This is a genomic window from Microcoleus sp. BM001215392, from assembly GCF_036700185.1.
In the GTDB taxonomy this organism is placed as follows: Bacteria; Cyanobacteriota; Cyanobacteriia; order Cyanobacteriales; family Microcoleaceae; genus Microcoleus.
Map to the genome: position 1 here is coordinate 1 of NZ_JAUBOJ010000715.1, position 1,380 is coordinate 1,380.

Below are 1,380 nucleotides of genomic sequence, written 5' to 3' on the forward strand. Positions count from 1 at the left end.
TATAAGCAATCCGCGCCGCCACTCCCGGCTGATCGTTAGCAACAGGAATTGCCACTAATGGTACTCCATTTCTCAAGGATTCCAAAGTCGTATTCATCCCCGCGTGAGTAATCGTGAGAGTAGCTTTTTGCAGCAGTTCTAATTGCGGTGCAAAGCCAGAAACGATCGGATTACCTGCCAATTTTGGCAAAGATTCTGGAGTCGCACCACCACCGAGATCGATGACCAATTGAGCGTCTAACCCTTCACAAGCAGAGGCGATCGTTTGAAATACCTCCAACAAGCGATTTTGAATAGTTCCCATCGAAGCATAAATTAATGGTTTCCCAGTTAATCGTTCAAAAGGAAAAGGTACTGATTTGCGCAGCGCAGGATTGTGAAAATGACCGACGAAATGGAAATGCGGCGGTAAATTTTGCCGGGGAAAATCAAATTCAGGCGGTTGCTGGCTGATTTGAGTGAGTTTAGAGTAATAATCATTCGGGTGAGAGTAGAGAGGTAATTTCCACTCTTCGCGATATTGGGCGATCGTCTTGCGAATTGGTTTTGCAAGCAACTCGACTAACCGAAAGCCGATTTTATTGCGCAAGCGCCCTTTCCAAGTTGGACTGTATTGCCAAGTAGTGCAAATGGGAGGAATGTTTGGTTCTCGATTCAAAATTAAGGCACCGCAAACAGTGATAAAAGGAAGGTTGAGAAAATCTGCAATTGTTCCTCATTCAATTGAAACTTGGTCTACGAGTAGAGCTTCTATACCAGCTTGTTTAATAGTTGTTGGCGCATCTCTGACGATAACAGCTAATCTTTTCTGCACTGCTTGAAGAGTATGTTTCAAAGCATCCAATCCGCTAAGTTTTCCTCGTTGGGCAAACTCTTCTACGTTTGAGCCTAGGGGAAATTCATCTTCAGCTAATGGCTGAAATTCTAATCCGCTGGCTAAGGTTTTCGATCTAGCATCAAGGAAGCCCACTACTGTGACTCGATGGCCTCGGCGCAGCAGTTCGTTTCCTAAAGGCATCATGACGTTGAGGTGGCCGGTGTCGGCGGGACAGATAATGCCGAAGTGGGTCATTAGTAAAGGCTCCGTATAAGCTGAATGTTTTTGTAGTATTATATTGCCCCAGAAGTCGTTTTTTTTGGGCGATTGGTCGATTTTATATTTAAGATTTGAGATTTGACTCTGTAAATTAGCGGTACGTTTGTATTTTTGGCGGCGTGGGGCTCTTTTCGATCGCTCACAGTTGAGATTTTAGATTTCAGAAGCCAAGACAGGTTTTCCAGTCAGTACAACCTGTTCGATAATATCAGCCGCTTTTTTGACTCCGCCCGATCGCGCGATCGCCCCTTGCATCTCGATCGCCCTTTGTTTATACGACTCTT

The 1,380-nt window shown here is 44.9% G+C and carries 2 protein-coding genes; both read right to left on the reverse strand.

Translation table 11 applies throughout. From position 1 onward, the window contains the following. Nucleotides 1-658, reverse strand: a 658-nt coding sequence (locus QT974_RS34385) for a glycosyltransferase (protein ID WP_333472821.1), incomplete at its 3' end; no start/stop codon positions are given. A 57-nt stretch (nt 659-715) separates the two neighbouring features. Further along, nucleotides 716-1,072, reverse strand: a complete 357-nt coding sequence (locus tag QT974_RS34390; protein WP_333472822.1) for a hypothetical protein — start codon at nt 1,070-1,072, stop codon at nt 716-718. Nucleotides 1,073-1,380: the final 308 nt, after the last annotated feature.

What these genes read in the sequence shown, in the direction of transcription:
- QT974_RS34390 (WP_333472822.1), bottom strand. Translation starts at nt 1,072, where the DNA reads ATGACCCACTTCGGCATTATCTGTCCCGCCGACACCGGCCACCTCAAC.